Origin of the sequence: Pseudomonas sp. KBN10P06128 (genome assembly GCF_037574945.1) — a bacterium.
GTDB lineage: Bacteria > Pseudomonadota > Gammaproteobacteria > Pseudomonadales > Pseudomonadaceae > Pseudomonas > Pseudomonas aeruginosa.
The window spans coordinates 1,383,543-1,403,441 of record NZ_JBBELR010000001.1 but is presented as its reverse complement, the minus strand read 5'-3'; the positions used below and the strand labels follow the sequence as shown (position 1 = coordinate 1,403,441).

The window sequence follows — 19,899 nt, the reverse complement described above, 5'->3', positions numbered from 1 at the left end:
AGCCTCAGACTTTGAAGCGGGATACGCCGTTGCGCAGCCCGTTCGCCACCAGGTTCAGCTCATCGATGGCGAAGCTGGCCTGGCGCAGCGACTCCACGGTCTGCCCGGTGGCCTCGCCCAGTTGCACCAGCGCCTGGTTGATCTGCTCGGCACCGGTAGCCTGGGCCTGCATACCCTCGTTGACCATCTGCACCCGCGGCGCCAGCGCCTGCACCTGCTGGATGATCTGCGACAGTTGCTCGCCGACCTGGCCGACCTCGGCGATACCGCGGCGGACCTCCTCGGAGAACTTGTCCATGCCCATCACCCCGGCCGATACCGCCGACTGGATCTCGCGCACCATCTGCTCGATGTCGTAGGTGGCGACCGCGGTCTGGTCCGCCAGCCGGCGCACCTCGGTGGCCACCACGGCGAACCCGCGGCCGTACTCGCCGGCTTTCTCCGCCTCGATGGCGGCGTTCAGCGAGAGCAGGTTGGTCTGGTCGGCGACCTTGACGATGGTGGTGACCACCTGGTTGATGTTGCCGGCCTTCTCGTTGAGGATCGCCAGCTTGGCGTTGACCAGGTCGGCCGCACCCATCACGTGGTGCATGGTTTCCTCCATGCGCGCCAGGCCCAACTGGCCGGAACCGGCCAGGGTCGAAGTCTGCTCGGCGGCACCGGAGACTTCGCTCATGGTCCGCACCAGGTCGCGCGAGGTGGCGGCGATCTCGCGAGAAGTGGCGCCGATCTCCGTGGTGGTCGCAGCGGTTTCGGTGGCGGTGGCCTGCTGCTGCTTGGAGGTCGCGGCGATCTCGGTGACCGAGGTGGTGACCTGCACCGAAGAACGCTGGGCCTGCGACACCAGGCCCTTGAGCTCTTCGGCCATGCCGTTGAAACCGGTCTCGATGGCGCCGAATTCGTCACGCCGGCCGAGGTTCAGGCGTGCGGTGAGGTCGCCACCGGCCATCAGGTCGAGGCTGCGGACGATCTTCTGGATCGGCTGGGTGATCGCCCGCAACAGCAGGAACCCGCAGATGCCGGCTACCACCACCGCCAGCAACAGGGTCACCAGCATGCTCAGTTCGGCGTCGTCCACCGCGTTGACGATGTTCTCCGAGGCGCGATCGGCGATGTCCTTGTTCAGCTCGATCAGCTCGTTGAGGTACTTGCGACCGTCGCGCCAGTGCTCGGTCAACGGGCCGGCGACGAGCTTGCCGGCTTCTTCGAAGCGTTTCTCGCGATACAGCTCGAGCACCTTGTCGTGCTGCTCCAGGTAGGCCTTGCGCACACCCAGGAAGCCGGCGAGCAGTTCGTGGTCGCGGGCCTCGTCCGGGTTCATGGTCTTCTGGTAGGAGGCGATCTGCTGGTCCAGGCGCTCCTCGCTGGCAAGGATGCTGTCAGCCTCGGCCTTGCTCAGCTCGTGGTCGTCGGTGACGCCGAACAGTTCCTGGGTCTGCAGGTAGTTGTCGGTCCACGAACTGCGTACCAGGGTGATGAAGTACATCCCCGGCATGGCGTCGTCCTGGACACGGTAGGCGCCCTTTTCCACCGTCAACATCTTCACGTACGCAGTAGCGGCCATCAGCAGCATGATCGCGATGATCACGGCGAAACTTGCCAGGATTCGCTGGCGAACAGTCCAGTTCTTCACATTTTTCCCCAAGACTCGAGTCCGGATTCGTTCCTGCCGCCACAACGGCCCGTCAATCGCGCGGACTGTATAGGCCGTCCCCGGCACCGGCAAGCAGCGCCATAGGGTTTTCCCGCTATTGTAGGCGCTGGAAAGGCGTTTTTTGACGCCAGAAGTGTGGCAGAAAGACAAAGAAAGAAAACTGGCAAGCCAGACTTTTCTGAGAAGACAGGCACATCACGGAGGGAATGAGCGCCCCGTCCCCATGCCGGGAACGGGGCGCGATTTCACCGGTGGATGTCGGTATGGCGGGTTTCGCGGAGGAACAGCAAGGCGCAGACCAGGCTGCCGCCGGTGATCAGCACCGGATACCAGAGGCCGTAGAAGATGTCGCCGGTGTACACCACCAGGGCGAACGAGACCGTGGGCAGGAAGCCGCCGAACCAGCCGTTGCCGATGTGGTACGGCAGCGACAGCGAGGAATAGCGGATGCGGGTCGGGAACAGTTCGACCATCAGCGCCGCCAGCGGGCCGTAGCAGAGGGTGGAGATCAGTACCAGGGCGAAGATGATGGCGATCACCATCGGCTTGTTCACCTGGCTACCGTCGGCCTGCTGCGGGTAGCCTGCCGCCTTCACCGCGGCCGCCATCGCTTCGGCGTCGAAGCCGGCGATCTCGGTCTCGCCGACCCGTATCCTGACGTCGCTGCCGGCGGGCGCCGCCACCGTCGAGTAGGGCAGGCCGGACTTGACCAGGAAGGTCTTGACCTTGTCGCAGGGGCTGTCGAAGGTCGCCTTGCCCACCGGGTCGAACTGGAAGGTGCAGGTCGCCGGGTCGGCCACCACGCTGATCGGCGACTGCCGGCTGGCCTGGTCGATGGCCGGGTTGGCGTAGTGGGTCAGGCCCTTGAACAGCGGGAAGTAGAACAGCGTGGCGAGCAGCAGGCCGGCCAGCAGCACCGGCTTGCGGCCGATGCGGTCGGACAGCCAGCCGGCGACGATGAAGAACGGCGCGCCAAGCACCAGGGCGACGATCAGCAGACCGTTGGCGGTGCCGCCATCGACCTTGAGCACCTGGGTGAGGAAGAACAGCACGTAGAACTGCGCCGTGTAGAAGGTCACCGCCTGGCCGGCATTGATGCTGAACAGCGCGGTCAGCACCACCTTCAGGTTGCCCCACTGGGTGAAGGACTCGCGCAGCGGCGCCTTGCTGACCTTGCCCTCGGCCTTCATCTTGAGGAACGCCGGCGACTCGCGCATGGACAGGCGGATCCAGGTGGAGATGCCCAGCAGGACGATGGACAGCAGGAATGGCAGGCGCCAGCCCCAGGTCTCGAACTCGTCGCCGGTCAACTGGCGGCAAGCCAGGATCACCAGCAGCGAGAGCAACAGGCCGAGGGTCGCGGTGGATTGGATCCAACTGGTGTAGCTACCGCGCTTGTTCGCCGGGGCGTGCTCGGCGACGTAGATCGCCGCGCCGCCGTACTCGCCGCCCAGGGCCAGGCCCTGGAGCATGCGCAAGGTGACCAGGATGATCGGCGCGGCGACACCGATCGAGGCATAGGTGGGCAGCAGGCCGACGGCGAAGGTCGACAACCCCATCAACAGGATGGTCACCAGGAAGGTGTACTTGCGCCCGATCATGTCGCCCAGGCGGCCGAACACCAGCGCGCCGAAGGGCCGCACCAGGAAGCCGGCGGCGAAGGCCATCAGGGCGAAGATGAAGGCCGTGGTGTCGTTGACGCCGGCGAAGAACTGCTTGCTGATCACCGCCGCCAGGGCGCCGTAGAGGAAGAAGTCGTACCACTCGAAGACCGTGCCCAGCGAGGAGGCGAAGATCACCTTGCGCTCCTCCTGGGGCGTGGTCGCAGGCACTGTGTAGGAAGGGGTCGTTGCGTACTCGGTCATTGCGGCTCTCCCGCCCCTTGTGGGGGCTCTTATTGTTGTCTGCCATTTCCGTTTTCAGCGTCGACCGCTGCGGCGCCGGGCGCCACGCGATACGGGGTGTAGCGATCCTCAGGCCTCCACCGCCTCCTTGCCGCCGGTAGCCATGGCGCTTTCGACGACCTGCGGCGCGGCCTCGCGGCGGCGCTCGGCGAGAATCATCTGCGCCGCCTTCTCGGCGATCACCAGCACCGGCGAACAGGTGTTGCCGGAGGTCAGGCTGGGCATGATCGAGGCATCGGCGATACGCAGGCCGGGGATTCCGTGCACCCTCAATTGCGCATCCACCACCGCTTGCGGCCCCTGGCCCATGCGGCAGGTGCCGGCAGGGTGGAAGATGGTGGTGCCGATCTCCGCCGCGGCGCGCTGCAGATCCTCTTCGCTGCGGTATTCCGGGCCGGGCTTGTACTCCTGCGGACGGAAGGCGGCCAGCGCCGGCGCGGCGGCGATGCGGCGGGTCAGGCGTATGGCGTCGGCGGCGACCTTGAGGTCGCGCGGATCGCTCAGGTAGTTGGGCTGGATCGACGGCGCCTCGCCCGGGTCGAGCGAGCGGATGCGCACCGTTCCCCGGCTGTGCGGACGCAGGTCGCAGACCGACGCGGTGAACGCCGGGAAGGCATGCAGCGGCTCGCCGAAGCGATCCAGCGAGAGCGGCTGGACGTGGTATTCGAGGTTGGCCGAGGGCTGCTGCGGATCGGAGCGGGCGAAGGCGCCCAGTTGGCTCGGCGCCATCGACAACGGCCCGCTGCGGCTCGCCAGGTAGCGCAGGCCCATGCCCAGCTTGCCCCATAGGCTGCCGGCGATCTGGTTGAGGGTGGGAACGCCGTCGACCTTGTAGATCATGCGCAGTTGCAGGTGATCCTGGAGGTTACCGCCGACCCCGGGCAACTCGTGGACGACCCCGGCACCGAGCCGCTCCAGCAGGTCCCGCGGGCCGATCCCGGAGCGTTGCAGCAGGCACGGCGAACCGATCGCGCCAGCGCTCAGGACGATCTCGCGGCGCGCCTCGAAGCGCTGCTCGCGGCCCTGCCAACGGACCGACAGGGCCCTGGCGCGGCCGTCCTCGAGGAGCACCCGCTGGACTTCGGCATGGGTCAGAACCGTCAGGTTGGCGCGCTGGGCGATGCCGCGCAGGAAGCCTTTCGAGGCATTCCAGCGCACCCCGCCACGCTGGTTGACCTGGAAGTAGCCGCAGCCTTCGTTGTCGCCACCGTTGAAATCCTCGACGCTGGCGATTCCGGTCTGCGCCGCCGCCTGCTGGAAGGCATCGAGCAGCTTCCAGGAGAGCCGCTGGCGTTCTACCCGCCATTCGCCGCCGGCGCCGTGCATTTCGCTGGTCCCGGCGAAATGGTCCTCCATCCTGCGGAACAGCGGCAGCAGCTCTCTCCAGCTCCAGCCCGGATTGCCTTCGGCCACCCACTGGTCGTAGTCGCGGGCCTGGCCACGCATGTAGATCATGCCATTGATCGAGGAGCATCCTCCGAGCACCTTGCCGCGCGGGTACTTCAGGGAACGACCGTTGAGCCCGGGGACCTTGTCGGTGTCGAAGCACCAGTCGGTACGCGGGTTGCCGATGCAGTAGAGGTAGCCGACGGGAATGTGGATCCAGGGATAGTTGTCCGGGCCGCCGGCTTCCAGCAGCAGGACACGGTTGGCAGGGTCGGCGGAAAGCCGGTTGGCCAGCAGGCAGCCGGCAGGTCCGGCGCCGACGATGAGGTAGTCGTAGGTATCCAGTACCTCGGGCATGGCGAGCCTCGTCTTGTCGTTCTTGTGATGGGCCGTCGGACCTGCGGATGACCGGCAAGTCTCGAACGGCTTGAGGCTAGTCGTTCATTCGCGATAAAAAAACAAACGTTTCGGGGCAGCTATTGTTCGTTTTCTAACAACGCCCCCTCGGCCCGGCAGAAGGCGCTTCCCATGTTCGACTGGAATGACCTGCGTTTCTTCCTCGAGTTGCAGCGCAGCGGTCGCCTGCTGACCGCCGCCAAGCGTCTCGGCACCACTCACGCCACAGTGGCCCGGCACATCGAGAACATCGAGCGCGACCTCGGCACCCAACTGTTCGCCCAGCACACCGGCGGCTACCAGTTGACTCCGGCCGGCCAGGCGCTGCTCAAGCACGCCGAGGCGATGGAGAACACCGCGCTGCTCGCCCAGGAAGAAATGAGCCAGAGCATCTCGCCGCTGGGGCAGATCCGCATCGGCGTCACCGAAGGCCTCGGCAGCGTCTTCCTCGCTCCGCGCCTGGCGCAATTGATGCGCCACTACCCGGGCCTGGAGGTCGAGCTGGTCTCGGTGCCGCGCTTCGTCAGCATCACCAACCGCGAAGCGGACATCGCCATCTCCCTCGACCGGCCGAGCGCCGACCTGGTGATCACCCGCCTGCTGACCCGCTATCGCCTGGCGTTGTTCGCCAGCCCCGCCTACCTGGAACAGGCGCCGCCGCTGCGCGACCGCGACGACCTCGGCAGGCACCAGTGGATCGGCTACGTCGACGACCTGCTGTTCAGCCAGGAACTGATGTTCCACCACAGTTTCTGCCGCCACCCGCAGGTCGTGTTCCGCAGCACCAGCGTGGTCGCCCAGCAGCAGGCGGCACAGGCCGGCATCGGCCTGGCGATCCTGCCGCACTTCATGGGTAGCCGCGATCCGTTGCTGGTACCGGTGCTGCCCGAGGAAAGCATCCAGCGCGAGTACTGGATGAGCACCCGGCGGGAGCTGCACCGCTCGGTGCGCCTGCGGGTGGTTTGGGACTTCCTGCTGGAGCTGTGCCAGCGCGAGCGAGAGGTTCTGCTCGGCCCTTCGGCGACGCCGCCGCCATGATGGCGGCGGTTATCCGCGGAACGACACTCCGCCGTCTCAGGCCAGGCGCTGCAGCGCCTGTCTGGCCTGGTTCTCCAGCTCCAGCTTGAACGACGGCTCCAGGCGCAGCTGCCGCGCCAGCTCCTCGAGGTAGGAGCGCTCCATGAAGCTTTCCTCGTCGACCATCAGCAGGCTGGCCAGGTACATCTCCGCGGCGATCTCCGGGGTGCTCGCGGCACGGGCGATCTCGGCCGGATCCAGCGGCTTGTTCAGCTCGCGCTCCAGCCAGCCCTGCACCTCGCGGTCGCTGGTCAGCTTGGCCACCTCGCCTTCGATCATCTGCCGTTCGCGCTCGTCGATGTGGCCGTCGGCCTTGGCCGCACCGACGATGGCCTGGAGGATCGCGTGGCTATGCACTTCGGCCTGGGCTTCCGGCAGGCGGTCGACGGTCTGCGGCTGCGCCTGCGGCGCGGCGCCGTTCTGTTGCTGCTGCCAGTTGTTGTAGGCCTTGTAGGCGATCACCCCGAGCGCGGCGAGGCCGCCGTAGGTGATCGCCTTGCCACCGAACTTGCGCGCCTTCTTGTTTCCCAGCAGCAGGCCGATGGCGCCGGCCGCCAGGGCTCCGCCGCCGGCGCCGGAAAGCAGGCTGCCGAGCTGTCCGCCGCCGCTGGCGCCGGGCTTGCCGCCGGTCTTGTTCTGCAACATTTCCTGCCCGGACTTGAGCAATTGGTCGAGCAAACCACGGGTATTCATGAGGAACCTCCAGGACGTTCGGTAACAACCGGATTCGACCGACTCTAGCCCTTCGCGTCCGCGCTGCCCGCCGGGAGTTTGCTTCGAGATATTGCCGGCCTCCGCGGACACCTTGGCAAAGCGCGACGCATGTCACATTTTTCCAGATAGAGGCCTAGTGCCAGCAGAAAGCCCTTCGACGCGCCGGCATGGCCCTCTAAACTCCGCGCCCGCCCGCGACTGCGGGTCGGCGTCCAACGCCAGCCGCTCCGCGCGCATTCGCAACAGCAAACTGTGAACATGGCTCCCCCGAGCCACCCACTGCCTCGCAAAGGACTTCCCATGACCATCTCCCGCCGCGACTTCCTGAACGGCGTAGCCCTGACCATCGCCGCAGGCCTGTCCCCCGCCGAGATCCTCCGCGCCGCCCCCGGCGGCCGCTACTATCCGCCCGCGCTCACCGGCCTGCGCGGTAGCCATCCGGGCGCCTTCGAAGTCGCACACCAGATGGGCTGGGAGAAGAAGACCTTCGATGTCGACCACCTGCCGATCGAAGAGGAATACGACCTGGTGGTGGTCGGCGGCGGCATCAGCGGCCTCGCCGCCGCCTGGTTCTATCGCGAACGGCACCCCGCGGCGCGCATCCTCGTCATCGAGAACCACGACGACTTCGGCGGCCATGCCAAGCGCAACGAATTCCAGGCCGGCGGGCGCACCATCCTCGGCTACGGCGGCAGCGAGTCGCTGCAATCGCCGAACGCCCTCTACAGCGAAGACGCCAAACACCTGCTGAAACGCCTGGGCGTCGAGCTCAAGCGCTTCGAGACAGCCTTCGACACCGACTTCTACCCCGGCCTGGGCCTGTCCCGCGCGGTGTTCTTCGACAAGGCCAGCTTCGGCGTGGACAAGCTGGTCAGCGGCGACCCGACGCCGATGGTTGCCGACGAGGTCCCCCGCGATCGTCTCAATGCCCGCTCCTGGCGCGCCTTCATCGGCGATTTCCCGCTGAGCCGCGAAGACCGGGAGGCGCTCATCGCGCTGTACGAATCACCTCGCGACTATCTTGCCGACAAGAACGTGGAAGAGAAGGAAACCTACCTGGCGAAGACCAGCTACCGCGACTACCTGCTCAAGAACGTCGGGCTCTCGGAAACCTCGGTGAAGTACTTCCAGGGCCGCAGCAACGACTTCTCTGCCCTCGGCGCCGACGCCCTGCCGGCGGCCGACGCATACGCCGCCGGCTTCCCCGGCTTCGACGCCCTCGGCCTGCCGCAACCCAGCGAGGAGGCCCAGGCGGAAATGGACGAGCCGTACATCTACCATTTCCCCGACGGCAACGCCTCGCTGGCTCGGCTCATGGTGCGCGACCTGATCCCTGCGGTGGCGCCGGGCCGAGGCATGGAGGACATCGTCATGGCCCGCTTCGACTACTCGAAGCTGGACCTCGCCGGGCACCCGGTGCGCCTGCGCCTGAACAGCACCGCCGTCAGCGTGCGCAACCGCGCCGGCGGCGTCGATGTCGGCTACAGCCGCGCCGGCCGCCTGCACCGGGTACGCGGCAAGCACTGCGTGATGGCCTGCTACAACATGATGGTGCCGTACCTGCTGCGCGACCTCTCCGAGGAGCAGGCCCACGCGCTGAGCCAGAACGTCAAGTTCCCGCTGGTGTACACCAAGGTATTGCTGCGCAACTGGCAGGCCTGGAAGACCCTCGGCATCCACGAGATCTACGCGCCGACCCTGCCCTACTCGCGGATCAAGCTGGACTTCCCGGTCGACCTCGGCAGCTACCGGCATCCACGCGACCCGCGGCAGCCGATCGGCGTGCACATGGTCTACGTGCCGACCACCCCGAACGCCGGCATGGACGCCCGCACCCAGGCTCGCGTAGGCCGCAGCAAGCTCTACGCGATGAGCTTCGAGCAACTGGAAAAGGACATCCGCGACCAGCTCCAGGCCATGCTCGGCCCGGCGGGCTTTGACCACCGTCGCGACATCACCGGCATCACCGTGAACCGCTGGTCGCACGGCTACTCCTACTTCATGAATACCCTCTACGACGACGAGGCGGAAAGCGAAGCGCTGATGGAACTGGCGCGAAGCAAGGTCGGCAATGTCACCATCGCCAACTCGGATGCGGCCTGGGATGCCTACGCCCATGCCGCCATCGACCAGGCGGTGCGGGCAGTCCGCGAACTGGGTTGAAGGACGGCGACGGCAGCGGAACCCGCGCTGCCGTCGCGCCCTTCCGATGTCCAGCAAGACTGACAGAAATGTACTGACAGCGATTTCAACCCCTACTCCACGAAAGCCGTTCAACGACCCTATGTTTCTCGGCCTCCCCTCGAAATAACCTAGGGAAAACACATAGGAAATTTCCTACTAGCATTCAGAAAAGTCCTGATTAAACCGACAGACACCATCGCTAGAATTCGAGCCCGTCCGGAGCTGCCTCCTGGCGGATTATCCGCCTGTCGGCGTTGCCGGTAGCCGCTGCGGAAACCTCCACCTCGATCGGGTTCGATTTCATGAAAACACGCGTCATCCTCGTCGACGACCACGCCCTCACCCTGATCGGCATGCGCTATCTGCTGAGTGCGTACGACGACCTGCGGATCGTCGCCCAGGCCCAGGACGCCGATGGCTTGCTGGCGCAGCTCGAAGCGCACCCCTGCGACCTGCTGATCACCGACCTGATGATGCCCGGCAGCCAGCAGGCCGACGGCTTGCGCCTGGTGCAGAAGGTCCGGCGGCGCTATCCGGACCTGCCGATCATCGTCGTCACCATGCTCGGCAACCCGGCACTCGTTTCATCCCTGCTCAAGCTGGGCATTCACGGCCTGGTGAGCAAACGCGGCATGCTCGACGATCTGCCCAAGGCGATCCGCCACGCCGGCCGTCGACCATTCATCTCGCGCTCCATCGCACACCTGCTGGAAGTGGGCGAAGCCGAGCACGGCAAGCCGCTGGCCAGCCTCGAACAACTCACCCCGCGCGAAGTGGAAGTGCTGCGCCTGTACGGCAGCGGCCTGGCGGTCGGGGAAATCGCCATCCGACTGTGCCGCAGCAAGCAGACCATCAGCGCGCAAAAGAGCAGCGCCATGCGCAAGCTTGGCCTGGACAGCAATGCCGGACTCTTTATCTACATCCGGGAAAACGGCCTGGCCTGAGCAGCGCGGCCGCGATATGTCCGCCCCGCCAGCCCGCTTCGCAAGGTCCGCGCAGCCGCTAGAATGTCCCGCAGCGCCGGGCGTCATCCGTGCCCGCCTCCGCCAAAGGACTCTTTTCACATGGACCGTAACCGCCGCCTCTCCGCCCGACTCTGCCTCCTGCTGCTGGGACTCGCCAGCCAGGCCGAAGCCCGCGAACCGCAGCCCTGCGCGTCGCGACTGCTTGACGCCGTAGCCAGGCAGGTCGGCCACGATGGCTGGATAGCCCCTTCGTACGAATCTTCCGGTCCGTTCCTCGCCGTGGCCTGCAAGCCCTGGCCGGACGACCCCGCGCAGACGGTGATCGCCATGGCCTACCTGGATCCGGGCGACACCGCCGTGGAAGGCGAACGCCACCCGCATCTGCTATTGGCCAAGGCCGACAGCCGCAGCGGCAGGCTGCTCGAACGCTACGACAGCGACTTCGAAGAAGACGCATCCGTCGCCGTCGGCAGCGACAGCCTCTGGCTGGACACCGCGCGCTACCGCCTGAGCCCGACGGTGCGCGCCTTCGGCGTGGTGTTCCATAGCGTGGCGCGCGGCGCCAGTTGTCCGGAAGCCGGCTTCGACAACCTGCTGACCCTGGTGGTGCCGGCCGGCGACGGCAAGCTGCGGCCGGTGCTCAACACTTACCTGGACCAGTGGAGGACGCTGAAAGGCTCGGTCTGCTCCGCCGAGCCCGGGTTCGAACAGGAAGTCTCGCACCTGACCCTGGAACTCGGCCGTGGACGCTCCAACGGCTTTGCCGACCTGGTCGTCACCTCGCGGGTCAGCGACGGCGAAACGGAGAACGGCAAAACCTTGCGCACGGTGAAGCGCACGCTGCGCTACGACGGCGAGCGCTACCCGTTCGAGGAGTATTCGGACTTCTGGCATCGCCAGTGAGGGAAGGCCGTGGCCACCAGCCACGGCGAAACAGCGGAACCGCGCGCCCGCCGCAAGGGGCGGACGCGCGCAGGGAACTCAGCTCTCGCTGGTTTCTTCGCTCTCTTCGGCGGGCTCCTGCTCCGGCTCGCCTTCGTCGTCCTGCTCCTCGTCCGACTGGCAATACGGGGTCGGATCCTGCGGCCAGATCGCCTTGCCATTGCCGTCGAGCAACTGTTCGGCGCCGCAATCGGTGGTGGCCACGGTGAAGCGCGGCTTGCCGTTCAGGTCGTACAGTGCGCGCAAGGTTTCCGTCGCCTCGTCGCCAGTGCCGCTGACTTCGTAGCCCAGGATGTAGCCCTGCTGCGGATTCACCTCCAGCTTCTGCCAGAGCGCCGGAACCAGCGTGCGTCCCTGGCGATCGAGCAACACGGTGTGGGCAGCGTTGTCCATACCGTCGAGAGCTTCCAGGAAACGACCGTCATACGCAGACTGGATGCTGATCAGTTCGCCCGGCTCCAGCAGCATCTTGCCGCTGCGGTCCATCAGGCCCACCACCGGCACCTGGCTTTCCGAACCCATGAAGCTGACGGTCTTCTGCGGCCCGCCCTTCTTCGCCACGACGAACAGGTCGTTGCCCAGCGCGCCGATCTGCGCATAACCCGGCTTCACCCACTCGCTGCCTTCGTCGAGGTTGAAGATGCCGAAGTCGGCGCTGAACAGGCCGGTGCTCACGCCGACGGCAGCCAGCCCGGGCACGTCGACGGTGTAGCCAAGCGCGGTGAGGCCGGCGCTGTCGGCCGAATCGTACTGCGGCTGCACCTTCCAGGCGCCGCTGCGATCGATCAGGCCGTACTTGCCCGACGAGCCATCTTCCATGCGCTGCTGAGCCAGCCCGCCCTGCTTGCCGAAGGCGCCGCAACCGGCGAACTGGGCGGCGATCGCCACCTTGCCCTGGTAGTCGAGGTAGCCACAGGGGCTGTCGTACTTCTCGCGGAACGCCACCAGGCCGTTGGCCGGGGTGCCCAGGTAATCGTAGCTATTGCCGTCACCGACCACGTCGCCCTTGGCATCCACCAGTTGGGAGCCCTTGCCGATGACGCTGGCGCTCATCACGCCGTCGTGGAGGTCGCCCAGGCTCTCGTAGGCCACGGCCTTCTGTTCGCCGGTAGCGAGGTTGATGATCCACTTCTCCTCGCCACGCTCGGCGCTGATCAAGCCGCCGTGTTCGGCGACGCTGCCGTTGACCAGGGTGGTGTCGTAGAGCGCCTCGGTGAGCTGCTTGCCCTTGGCATCGAGGATGCCGCGCTTGCCATCGATCTCGTAGATGATGAATTCGTTGGCACTGTTGGGGTAGATGTCGTCGAAACGCGGCGCCTGGACTTCCTTGCCCTGGCCGTCGACCACGCCGTACTTGCCATCGCGGACGAAGCCATAGAGGTTGGGGGTGAGCAGCGACAGGGCTTCGCCGATATCGTCGCGCAACACCTTGCCGTCCTTCGCCTGGATCAGGTTCCAGCGCTCCTCGCGCGCCGCCATCAGGGTGCCCTGGTAGGCGCTGGCGACGATATTGTCGTAGTCGTTGTCGAACGGCACGAGCAGCTTGGCGTCCTGGTCGATCACCGCGCACTGGCCGTTGAGGCATAGCGGGATGCTCAGTGCAGCCATGCTCGGTGCGGCCGGTTGCGGCGCGACCGCCGCAGGCTTCGGCGCATCGTCGCCCTGGTTGCAGGCGCTGAGGAGCAAGGTGGAAACGGAGACGGCGAAGGTGTTGCGGCCGATACGCGACAGTCTTTGCATGCGGATATGTTCTCGTATGATCCCTGAGATATGTGTCCAGCCGCGATGCGCGCGACATCGCGGAACGCGGTAGCCTTCCCGGCGGAAAGGCGCGGGCATGATGCCCGTGCCGCGGACCGCCTGGCAATGCCCTGGTCCGTCGGCTCGGCGACAGGCGGCGCGCTTGCTGGCAGAATCGCGGCTTTCCGCAAACCGCGCAGGTACCGCCCCATGAACGACCGACTGCAGATCGAAGACCTCCTCCTGGGCGACGGCAAGGAGGTGGTGAAGGGTGCGCTGATCACCACCCAGTACAAGGGCACCCTGGAAGACGGCACGCTGTTCGACTCCTCCTACGAGCGCGGCCGGCCATTCCAGTGCGTGATCGGCACCGGACGAGTGATCAAGGGTTGGGACCAGGGCCTGATGGGCATGAAGGTCGGCGGCAAGCGACGGCTGTTCGTCCCTTCCCACCTGGCCTACGGCGAACGGCAGGTCGGCGCGCACATCAAGCCCCACTCCAACCTGCTGTTCGAGATCGAACTGCTGGAAGTGCTCACCCGCGACGACTGAGCCGAGGGACGGCGGCGGCCTCTGGCCGCCATGCGCAGGACGAATAGTCGCTCGACTATTCGCCCTGCACGAAGCCGGTTTCTCTTCTAATCCGCGGGGCGAGCCGCGGAACCCGTGGCAATGGCGCGAGGCAGGCCGTCCAGCACACGCAGCAGGCAGAACCCCAGGACGGCCCCCGCCGCGCCCGCGACCAGCATCAGGCCGATCGCGCCCGACCAGTCGAAACGGCTGACGATCAGGCCGATCAGCAAGGGGCCGATCACCTGCCCCAGGTAGTTGCCCTGCATTACCCAGCCGATGGCCAGTGGCGTCAGCGAAGGCGTGGGCGAGGCCAGCGGCGCGGTCGCCAGCACGGTGGTGGGAAGCATGCCGGCGACCGCCGAGAAGACGAACCCCAGCGCAATCGCCAGGAGCCCCGGCGTCGCGGCATGGAAGAACGCCGCACCGGTGACTCCCATCAGGATCGCGGTGCTCGCCAGCAAGGCGCCGGGACGTATGCCGCGGGAAAGGATGAAGCCCGCCGCGACATTGCCCAGGGCGTTCGCCGCGACGATGGCCGCGCCGATGAGTCCCGCAGTCTCCAGGGCGACGCCCAGGCGCTGCATGAGGAACACGGGGAGGAACGTCATCAGGGCGAAGAACTGCAGGTTGTAGGTGGTGAAGCCGAGCGCCAGCAGGGTGATCGCCGGAGACTTGAGCAACGTGCCAAGACCGGCCGGCCTCACGCCTGCCGCCCTGCGCCCATCGTCGCCAGGGACGCTGAGCGGCAGCAGCAGCGCCGCGGCCAGTACCAGCAGTGCGCTCAGTTGCCAGTCGGCGCGCCAGTCCGCGAGCAGCGGCCCGAACAGCATCGAGAGGGCGATTCCGCCTGCCATGAAGGTGCTCCACAGACCGAACACCACGCTGCGCCGCGTCTCGCTGGTAATCCTGTGCAACACGGCGGGCGCCGCCACCACCACGATGAGGAAACCGAGCCCCTCGACGAAGCGAGTGGCGAGCAACCAGGCGAAGTCCTGCATCGACGCACCGAGCAGGCTCGCTCCGCCGAGAATCGCCAGTCCGCCGGTCAGCAGCCGGCGATCTCCCCAGCGACGCACCAGGAGGCCGGCGGCGATGCCGCCGAATACGCCGACGAACGGAAAGGCGGACATGATCCAGCTCAGCGCGGCGAGGTCGCCGCCGAAGCTCCGTTGCAGCGACGGCAGGGCGATGGTCGCCTTGCCGACATGCAGGGCGGCGGCGATGCCGGCGAAGATCACATTGGCAACTGCCAGCCATCGCGGGCTGGCCTGGGGGTGCGGACGAGCGGGAGTGGACGGGCTATCCATCGTTGCCTCCGGGCATGGAGTGGCGCCAGGCAAGGTCGCCAGACGCTCTGCGCGGATTCTGATAGCTCAAGTTAACTTGAGGTAAAGAGCCCAGGAATCAAACGATGTGTTCCATCGCCCGCACCAATGGCAATCCGGCACGCCCACTCAGTAGAAGTGCTCGCCGTAGAGGTCCCAGGCATTGCGCCGGGCCGCCCGGCGCAGCTGCTCGGTGCAATCCCGCCGACCGACGGCGGATCGTTCCGAGGTGGCAGCGACAGCTTCGGTCTCGGTGCGGGACGGTTTGTTGCGCGGAGTGTTCAGGGACATGGCGGCGTCACCAGTTCATCCCCGTCGCCGGCCCGCTCAGCAGCGCCTTCGCCATGCCGCGGGCGGACGCCAGGTCCGGCGCCACGCTCACCGGCGGGCCGTAGACGGCCTGCAGCACCGGCGCCAGCTGCTGCAGGTCGGCGAGGTTGTCCGGCTGGCCGTTGGCACTGAGCAGGATGCCCCGGCAATGCTCGGCGAAGCGCTGGCGATTTTCCTTGAGCCACAACACCAGGCGCTTGCGCGCTTGCTGGTCGCCTTCAGCTTCTTCCTGCGGGAGTGGCGGATAGACCAGGGCGAAATCGCACTCGACGGCCAGCAGCGCTTCGACCTCCTCCAACCAGCGCTCGACATCGGCCAGCTCGCGGGGCATCTCGCGGACCTGGACCAGGGGAAAGGCATCGATATCCAACAGGCTCTTAGCGGGGGCATTCATGGGGGACTCCTGCGGGGAGGCAAGGCGGAGGAATGAGCGGAAGTGCTTGCCAAAACAGTACTGTACGATACAGTTCTTAAATGACCAGCGTCAACCCTAACGAGAAACGCTCTCAGCAAACCGCCTGGAGACTTGAACGGACCGTCCCGACGGCCCACCATGCGCACCTTCCGACCGCCACCCCGCGAGGCCCGATACCGCCCATGAACGATGCGTCCCCCCGTCTGACCGAACGCGGCAGGCAACGCCGCCGCGCCATGCTCGACGCCGCCACCCAGGCCTTTCTCGAACACGGTTTCGAAGGCACCACCCTGGACATGGTGATTGAACGGGCCGGTGGTTCACGGGGAACCCTGTACAGCTCCTTCGGCGGCAAGGAAGGCCTGTTCGCCGCGGTGATCGCCCACATGATCGAGGAAATCTTCGACGACAGCGCCGATCAGCCGCGCCCCGCCGCCACGCTGAGCGCCACCCTCGAGCATTTCGGCCGGCGCTTTCTCACCAGCCTGCTCGATCCCCGCTGCCAGAGCCTCTATCGCCTGGTGGTGGCGGAATCTCCGAGGTTTCCGGCAATCGGCAAGTCCTTCTACGAGCAGGGGCCGCAGCAGAGCTACCTGCTGCTCAGCGAGCGACTGGCAGCGGTCGCCCCCCACATGGACCAGGAAACGCTCTACGCGGTGGCCTGCCAGTTTCTCGAGATGCTCAAGGCCGACCTGTTCCTCAAGGCCCTCAGCGTGGCCGACTTCCAGCCGACCATGGCGCTGCTGGAAACCCGCCTCAAGCTGTCGGTGGACATCATCGCCTGCTACCTGGAACACCTGTCGCAGCGCCCCGCGCAGGGCTGAGCGACGCGCCGTTCAGGCGGAGGGCGGCAGCGCCTGGCCCGGCAGATCGGTGAGGTGGATCTCGGTGACCAGGGGTTCCTGGCGCGGCAGGGTGCGCTCGAGCAGGGGCGAGAAGCGCGACAGCGCGCCGATCAGGTCCCACTGGGTCTCCAGGGCGGCCCCCAGCTCCGAGAGTTCGTTCAGGACCCGGTGACCGACCCGTTGCAGGCGTGGCTCCTCGCTCTGGCTGAGTTCCACCGAAAGGTGCGCCAGCATGGTGGTCATGTTGTTCATGTTGCGTGTCGCCAGGACCAGGATATTGGCCAGCAGGGCGACATCGCTGTCAGGCAGGGAGGCGTGGGGAGAACCGGCGTTGGCGTGCATGCGAGCATCCTTTCTCGAAGTGCGGTCCGGAGCGAACGTCGCGGGAGAATAGCATCATATTGCCATTACGCAATATCTCCCGCGAAACGCTCAGGATGATTTCCTGATGCCAGGCAGACCGCCAAGGGCGGCAAAGGTTTCCATCAGGTGGACCGCCGGCGCCTCGCCGCGCCGACGGCCCCGACGGCTCACTGCATTTCCAGGGATTTGCGCGGCGGCGTGCTGCGATGAGCGGCTCGCAGGTACTGCGGCGGCCAGGGCATCTGCTCGTTGCGCAGTTCGTCGGCGGCGTGCAACGGCCAGTACGGATCGCGCAGCAGTTCACGGGCAAGCAGGATCAGGTCGGCCTGGCCGGTGCGCAGGATATGCTCGGCCTGCACCGGCTCGGTGATCATGCCCACCGTGCCGCTGGCGATGCCGGCCTCCTTCTTCACCCGTTCGGCGAACTCGGTCTGGTAGCCCGGTCCTACCGGGATTTCCGCATTCGCCGCGGTACCGCCGGAAGACACGTCGATCAGGTCCACGCCCAGGTCCTTCAGGCGCCGGGCCAGTTCCACGGTCTCGTCGGGGTTCCAGCCATCCTCCACCCAGTCGGTGGCGGACAGCCGCACGAATAATGGCAACTCTTCCGGCCAGGCCTTGCGCACCGCGGCGGTGACCTGCAGAAGCAGGCGGATGCGGTTCTCGAAGCAGCCGCCGTACTGGTCGCGACGCTGGTTCGACAGCGGCGAGAGGAACTGATGCAACAGGTAGCCGTGGGCCGCATGCACCTCCGCGACCTTGAAGCCGGCAGCCAGGGAGCGCTCGGCGGCGCGTACGAAGGCCTGCACCAGCGCCTCGATCTGCGCCTCGCTCAGGGCCTCGGGGGTCGTGTGCTGGGGATCGAACGGGATCGCCGACGGCGCCACCGGTATCCAGCCGCCGTCGCCGATCGGCACGCTGCCGTGCTTGCCCAGCCACGGCCGCCAGGTACTCGCCTTGCGCCCGGCGTGGGCCAGCTGAACCCCGGCGACCGCGCCCTGGGACTCGATGAAACGGGTGATGCGATGCAACGGCTCGACATGCGCGTCGCTCCAGATGCCGAGGTCGTCGGCGGTGATGCGCCCCTCGGGCAACACCGCGGTGGCTTCGACGATCACCAGGCCGGCGCCGCCCACCGCGCGGCTGCCCAGGTGCACGAGATGCCAGTCGTTGGCCAGGCCCTCCTGCGCCGAATACTGGCACATGGGCGATACGGCGATGCGGTTGGGCAAGGTGATTTGACGCAGGCTAAGAGGCTCGAACAGCAGACTCATGGCAGGACTCCCGGTCGGTCTTGGAATAAATGCTCACCCCTGAACTTTAGACCGGGTTCGCGGAGGCCAGCGGCCCAAGCGACATAAAGCAGCCGTCCTCCTGGCGGAAGACGGCTTGAGCGGCCCCGGCCGGCATTCCTTCCTGGAGTGCCGGCCGGGGCCACCGAGCTTACAACGCGCTCGGGCAGGTCACGCCGACGGTGCTGAACGCCCGGGTGACGTCAGCCGCCGAGTAGTTGCGGTTCTGCGCCGAGCTAATCACTCCACAGGCACCGCTGTTGTAGTTGCTGGTGGCGGTCCAGTAGTAGCGGTTGGCGTCGACGAACACCTCGAAGGCCTTGCGGGTATCCCAGCCCGGCGAGTTGGCCAGCAGGTAGAACGCACGGTTGTACACGCCGCTGGAGTGGTGCACGTCGATACCGTTGTAGTACTGCGAGGCGTTGTCGATGGATCGCCCGTCGCGGCTGGGCTGGTCCATGTAGCGCAACGCACCGCTGCCCTTCTTGATGTCGTAGCCGATCAGGAAGTCGTTCTTGCCGCGCATGTAGAACTCGGCGGCCTCGCCGGCCATGTCGGAGAACGCCTCGTTCATTCCGCCGGATTGCCCGCGGTAGATCAGCCCGGAGTTCTGCTCGGTGAAGCCGTGGCTGACCTCGTGGGCCGCCACGTCCAGCGACACCAGCGGATAGAACATGGTGGCGCCGTCGCCGAAGAGCATCGCCGTGCCGTCCCAGTAGGCGTTCTCCACGCTGCGCCCGTAGTGCACCTTCATGTACAGCTTGTGGGTCAGCGGGCTGGTGCCGAACCAGTCCCGGTACAGGTTGAACACCACGCCGCCGAAGAAATGCGCGTCGTTCAGCGGCGAATAGGCGCCGTTGACCTGCTTGTAGGTGTTGGTCGGGCAGGCGAAGCGGAACGGCGTGGTCTTGCTGTCGTTGGTGCTGCCGTTCATATCGACGGTGATGACGTTGCCGTCGTCCATCTCGCAGCGGTCGTTGACGATCAGCGGACCGTAGTCGCTACCGTAGGTGTACTTGCCGATCTTCTGGTTGCCACCGGGGCCGCCCGCCTCGGCGTGGGCCAGGCCTTCCCACTGATCGAGCACTTCACCGGTCTTGGCGTCGATGACGAAATGCGGCCGCGACAGTCCCTCGCCGGGAATCAGGTAGGACACGTTGTAGACCAGTTGGGCGATGTTGTTCTCGCCCAGGCGGATCACCAGTTCCACTTTGTCATTCTCGGTCTTGCGGCCCTGGGCCTTCAGGCTCTTGGCCTGGGCCAGCACCTGCTCGGCGGATACCGCCGCGGTGGTGCTGCCCGGCAGGTCGGCGGCGATGTTGGCGACGAAATGGCCGCTGCGCCGCGCCGCCACGCTCTTGCCGGGACCCTTGACTTCGGTGATGGCTTCGCCGACCACCCGTACGCCGTTGTGGAATTGCTCGTAGCGGGTGACCTGCTTGCCGTTGGGCAGGGTCGTGCTGCGGATCGCTTTCAGTTCGTCGGCACCGCCGGCGCCGACCGCGGCTTGCAAGGTGACCGGGCCGGGCGCGCCCTGGGCAGCCTTGCTGGGGAGTTTGGACACGTCGATCAGGTCGGCGGCAAAAGCGGCCGGCGAAACACCCATGATCGCAACGAACAACAGGTCAAGCGTAGAAACCTTCTTCATCTTGTTCAGTTCTCCTGGTTTTTTCAGGCCGAAGTACTCGGCCGACGCTTACCGCCGCCTTGTGGGCTGATCGGAACAGCCGTATCAGTCCTTCGGGTAGAAGGAACTGCACTCCCCTGGCTCGGTCCCGTTTTCGACGGTGCTTT

General features: G+C 66.3%; 17 protein-coding genes. 6 read left to right on the top strand and 11 right to left on the bottom strand.

From position 1 onward, the window contains the following. Positions 1–4: 4 nt before the first annotated feature. The 3 genes from wspA to VQ065_RS06520 all read right to left on the bottom strand — a co-directional run bounded on the left by wspA (position 5) and on the right by VQ065_RS06520 (position 5,301). Positions 5–1,633: a Wsp signal transduction system chemoreceptor WspA gene (gene wspA / locus VQ065_RS06530; protein WP_003092544.1), complete on the bottom strand. Its 1,629-nt coding sequence runs from the start codon at positions 1,631–1,633 to the stop codon at positions 5–7. A 266-nt stretch (positions 1,634–1,899) separates the two neighbouring features. Further along, positions 1,900–3,519: an MFS transporter gene (locus VQ065_RS06525; RefSeq protein WP_003092547.1), complete on the bottom strand. Its 1,620-nt coding sequence runs from the start codon at positions 3,517–3,519 to the stop codon at positions 1,900–1,902. A gap of 108 nt (positions 3,520–3,627) precedes the next feature. Beyond that, positions 3,628–5,301 (bottom strand): GMC family oxidoreductase, encoded by a 1,674-nt coding sequence (locus VQ065_RS06520; protein ID WP_003092549.1) that lies wholly within the window; start codon positions 5,299–5,301, stop codon positions 3,628–3,630. Positions 5,302–5,472: 171 nt separating this feature from the next. Here VQ065_RS06520 and VQ065_RS06515 point away from each other — a divergent pair, with 171 nt between their 5' ends. Beyond that, entirely contained in the window at positions 5,473–6,378 is a 906-nt protein-coding gene (locus VQ065_RS06515) for a LysR family transcriptional regulator (RefSeq protein ID WP_003092552.1), read from the top strand. Between the two features lie 36 nt (positions 6,379–6,414). Here VQ065_RS06515 and VQ065_RS06510 read toward each other — a convergent pair whose 3' ends face one another. Further along, the gene (locus tag VQ065_RS06510; protein WP_003092554.1) at positions 6,415–7,110 is read right to left on the bottom strand and encodes a tellurite resistance TerB family protein; all 696 of its coding nucleotides are present in this window, start codon (positions 7,108–7,110) and stop codon (positions 6,415–6,417) included. Positions 7,111–7,431: 321 nt separating this feature from the next. Between VQ065_RS06510 and VQ065_RS06505 the strand changes: the two genes are divergently transcribed. The 3 genes from VQ065_RS06505 to VQ065_RS06495 all read left to right on the top strand — a co-directional run bounded on the left by VQ065_RS06505 (position 7,432) and on the right by VQ065_RS06495 (position 11,183). After that, positions 7,432–9,294, top strand: coding sequence for a flavin monoamine oxidase family protein (locus VQ065_RS06505; RefSeq protein WP_003092556.1), 1,863 nt, complete (start codon positions 7,432–7,434; stop codon positions 9,292–9,294). A gap of 323 nt (positions 9,295–9,617) precedes the next feature. Continuing rightward, positions 9,618–10,259 carry a two-component system response regulator TtsR gene (ttsR, locus tag VQ065_RS06500; RefSeq protein ID WP_003092560.1) on the top strand — a complete coding sequence of 214 codons (642 nt, stop codon included), beginning with the start codon at positions 9,618–9,620 and terminating at the stop codon, positions 10,257–10,259. Positions 10,260–10,379: 120 nt separating this feature from the next. Beyond that, positions 10,380–11,183 carry a hypothetical protein gene (locus VQ065_RS06495; RefSeq protein WP_003092562.1) on the top strand — a complete coding sequence of 268 codons (804 nt, stop codon included), beginning with the start codon at positions 10,380–10,382 and terminating at the stop codon, positions 11,181–11,183. Positions 11,184–11,261: 78 nt separating this feature from the next. Here VQ065_RS06495 and VQ065_RS06490 read toward each other — a convergent pair whose 3' ends face one another. Next, a complete protein-coding gene (locus tag VQ065_RS06490; protein WP_003092564.1) occupies positions 11,262–12,962 on the bottom strand; it encodes a WG repeat-containing protein in 1,701 nt (566 codons plus the stop codon). 210 nt (positions 12,963–13,172) lie between these two features. On the opposite strand from VQ065_RS06490, the gene VQ065_RS06485 reads away from it, so the two are divergent. Then, the gene (locus VQ065_RS06485; protein WP_003092567.1) at positions 13,173–13,514 is read left to right on the top strand and encodes an FKBP-type peptidyl-prolyl cis-trans isomerase; all 342 of its coding nucleotides are present in this window, start codon (positions 13,173–13,175) and stop codon (positions 13,512–13,514) included. Between the two features lie 86 nt (positions 13,515–13,600). Here the strand turns inward: VQ065_RS06485 and VQ065_RS06480 are convergent, their stop codons facing one another. The 3 genes from VQ065_RS06480 to VQ065_RS06470 form a co-directional block, all read right to left on the bottom strand. Then, the gene (locus VQ065_RS06480; RefSeq protein ID WP_003092570.1) at positions 13,601–14,842 is read right to left on the bottom strand and encodes an MFS transporter; all 1,242 of its coding nucleotides are present in this window, start codon (positions 14,840–14,842) and stop codon (positions 13,601–13,603) included. Positions 14,843–14,989: 147 nt separating this feature from the next. After that, complete coding sequence (gene armR, locus VQ065_RS06475; protein ID WP_003092571.1) at positions 14,990–15,151, bottom strand: MexR antirepressor ArmR; 162 nt, start codon at positions 15,149–15,151, stop codon at positions 14,990–14,992. A gap of 7 nt (positions 15,152–15,158) precedes the next feature. Further along, a complete protein-coding gene (locus VQ065_RS06470) occupies positions 15,159–15,584 on the bottom strand; it encodes a hypothetical protein (RefSeq protein WP_003092574.1) in 426 nt (141 codons plus the stop codon). Between the two features lie 203 nt (positions 15,585–15,787). On the opposite strand from VQ065_RS06470, the gene nalC reads away from it, so the two are divergent. Further along, a complete protein-coding gene (gene nalC / locus VQ065_RS06465; RefSeq protein ID WP_003092577.1) occupies positions 15,788–16,429 on the top strand; it encodes an efflux system transcriptional repressor NalC in 642 nt (213 codons plus the stop codon). 12 nt (positions 16,430–16,441) lie between these two features. Here the strand turns inward: nalC and VQ065_RS06460 are convergent, their stop codons facing one another. From VQ065_RS06460 to lasB, 3 genes are all read right to left on the bottom strand, one after another. Further along, positions 16,442–16,792 carry a hypothetical protein gene (locus tag VQ065_RS06460; RefSeq protein ID WP_003092579.1) on the bottom strand — a complete coding sequence of 117 codons (351 nt, stop codon included), beginning with the start codon at positions 16,790–16,792 and terminating at the stop codon, positions 16,442–16,444. 188 nt (positions 16,793–16,980) lie between these two features. Continuing rightward, the gene (locus tag VQ065_RS06455; protein WP_003092581.1) at positions 16,981–18,087 is read right to left on the bottom strand and encodes an NADH:flavin oxidoreductase/NADH oxidase; all 1,107 of its coding nucleotides are present in this window, start codon (positions 18,085–18,087) and stop codon (positions 16,981–16,983) included. 169 nt (positions 18,088–18,256) lie between these two features. Next, complete coding sequence (gene lasB, locus VQ065_RS06450) at positions 18,257–19,753, bottom strand: M4 family elastase LasB (RefSeq protein ID WP_003092588.1); 1,497 nt, start codon at positions 19,751–19,753, stop codon at positions 18,257–18,259. Positions 19,754–19,899: the final 146 nt, after the last annotated feature.

Bases quoted from the DNA above. Each gene is read 5' to 3' on its own strand.
- VQ065_RS06510 (WP_003092554.1), bottom strand. From the start codon at position 7,110: ATGAATACCCGTGGTTTGCTCGACCAATTGCTCAAGTCCGGGCAGGAA.
- VQ065_RS06485 (WP_003092567.1), top strand. From the start codon at position 13,173: ATGAACGACCGACTGCAGATCGAAGACCTCCTCCTGGGCGACGGCAAG.
- VQ065_RS06480 (WP_003092570.1), bottom strand. From the start codon at position 14,842: ATGGATAGCCCGTCCACTCCCGCTCGTCCGCACCCCCAGGCCAGCCCG.
- armR (WP_003092571.1), bottom strand. From the start codon at position 15,151: ATGTCCCTGAACACTCCGCGCAACAAACCGTCCCGCACCGAGACCGAA.
- VQ065_RS06490 (WP_003092564.1), bottom strand. From the start codon at position 12,962: ATGCAAAGACTGTCGCGTATCGGCCGCAACACCTTCGCCGTCTCCGTT.
- VQ065_RS06520 (WP_003092549.1), bottom strand. From the start codon at position 5,301: ATGCCCGAGGTACTGGATACCTACGACTACCTCATCGTCGGCGCCGGA.
- nalC (WP_003092577.1), top strand. From the start codon at position 15,788: ATGAACGATGCGTCCCCCCGTCTGACCGAACGCGGCAGGCAACGCCGC.
- VQ065_RS06515 (WP_003092552.1), top strand. From the start codon at position 5,473: ATGTTCGACTGGAATGACCTGCGTTTCTTCCTCGAGTTGCAGCGCAGC.
- VQ065_RS06455 (WP_003092581.1), bottom strand. From the start codon at position 18,087: ATGAGTCTGCTGTTCGAGCCTCTTAGCCTGCGTCAAATCACCTTGCCC.
- VQ065_RS06495 (WP_003092562.1), top strand. From the start codon at position 10,380: ATGGACCGTAACCGCCGCCTCTCCGCCCGACTCTGCCTCCTGCTGCTG.
- VQ065_RS06505 (WP_003092556.1), top strand. From the start codon at position 7,432: ATGACCATCTCCCGCCGCGACTTCCTGAACGGCGTAGCCCTGACCATC.
- VQ065_RS06460 (WP_003092579.1), bottom strand. From the start codon at position 16,792: ATGCACGCCAACGCCGGTTCTCCCCACGCCTCCCTGCCTGACAGCGAT.
- lasB (WP_003092588.1), bottom strand. From the start codon at position 19,753: ATGAAGAAGGTTTCTACGCTTGACCTGTTGTTCGTTGCGATCATGGGT.
- VQ065_RS06525 (WP_003092547.1), bottom strand. From the start codon at position 3,519: ATGACCGAGTACGCAACGACCCCTTCCTACACAGTGCCTGCGACCACG.
- ttsR (WP_003092560.1), top strand. From the start codon at position 9,618: ATGAAAACACGCGTCATCCTCGTCGACGACCACGCCCTCACCCTGATC.
- VQ065_RS06470 (WP_003092574.1), bottom strand. From the start codon at position 15,584: ATGAATGCCCCCGCTAAGAGCCTGTTGGATATCGATGCCTTTCCCCTG.